General features: G+C 66.3%; 1 protein-coding gene. It reads left to right on the forward strand.

Features of this window, described 5'->3' with window-relative positions; all coding sequences use genetic code 11:
- On the forward strand, positions 1-736 hold a 736-nt coding region (locus A5680_RS07620; RefSeq protein ID WP_156675028.1), incomplete at both ends, for an MCE family protein.

Here is a 736-nt window from a genome sequence, read left to right on the forward strand (position 1 = left end):
ATGCTGGCGTCGCGGGCGGGCCTGGTGATGGATCCGGGCTCGAAGGTCACCTACAACGGCGTGGAGATCGGCCGGGTGGGCGACATCTCCGAGACCGTGCGCGACGGCAAGCCCGCCGCGAAATTCACGTTGGAGGTGTATCCCCGGTATCTCAATCTGATCCCGTCCAACGTGAACGCCGACATCAAGGCGACCACGGTGTTCGGCGGCAAGTACGTGTCTTTGACGACGCCGAAGAACCCGTCGCCGCAAAAGCTCAACCCGCACACCGTGATCGACGCGCGCACGGTGACCACGGAGATCAACACGCTGTTCCAGACCGTCACCTCGATCGCGGAGAAGGTGGACCCGGTCAAGCTGAACCTGACGCTGAGCGCGGCCGCCCAGGCGCTGACCGGGCTGGGCGACAGGTTCGGCCAGTCGGTGGTCAACGCCAACGCGATCCTCGATGACGTCAATCCGCAGATGCCCCAGGCGCGCCACGACATTCAGCAGCTGGCCGGGCTGGGCGACACCTACGCCAACGCCGCGCCCGACCTGATCGATTTCCTGAACAACGCGGTGGTCACCTCGCGCACCATCAACGCGCAGCAGAAGGATTTGGATCAGGCGCTGTTGTCGGCGGCCGGGTTCGGCAACACCGGCGCCGACATCTTCAACCGGGGCGGGCCGTACCTGGCGCGCGGGGCCCAAGACCTGGTGCCCACCGCGCAGCTGCTGGACACCTACAGCCCGG

This window comes from Mycobacterium sp. E2989 (genome assembly GCF_001667595.1).
Lineage (GTDB): Bacteria > Actinomycetota > Actinomycetes > Mycobacteriales > Mycobacteriaceae > Mycobacterium.